This is a genomic window from Bradyrhizobium sp. USDA3516 (assembly GCF_057651995.1).
Window position 1 is genome coordinate 1 of record NZ_JBYGYN010000034.1, and the last position, 376, is coordinate 376.

Sequence of the window (376 nt, forward strand, 5' to 3'; positions counted from 1 at the left end):
CATGTGGGTGAGCGGGTCCTTGATCAGGTCGAGCACCTGGCGGTCGAGCTCGGTGTCGGCGCCGTGCATCTCGAGCTCGATCTGCTTGCCGAGTTCGGACGAGAGGTCGCGGACGATGCGGGGCAGCTTCTGCCAGGCATTGCCGATCGGCTGCATGCGCGTCTTCATGACGCCTTCCTGCAGCTCGGCGGTGACGTTGGAGAGGCGCTGCAAGGGCACCTTGAACTCGGTGTCCTCGTTGCGGCGGGAGATCTCCAGCAGCTGGTTGCGGGTCAGCACCAGCTCGGAGACCATGGTCATCAGGTGCTCCAGCGTATCCACGTTGACGCGGATCGACTGGTTGGCGATGCGGTCGCCCTCGCCCGCCATCTCGTCG

At 65.2% G+C, this 376-nt stretch carries 1 pseudogene; it reads right to left on the reverse strand.

The features are described 5' to 3' along the window. Nucleotides 1–376 (reverse strand): annotated as a pseudogene (locus tag AC24YW_RS36625) (hybrid sensor histidine kinase/response regulator); the annotation flags it as partial.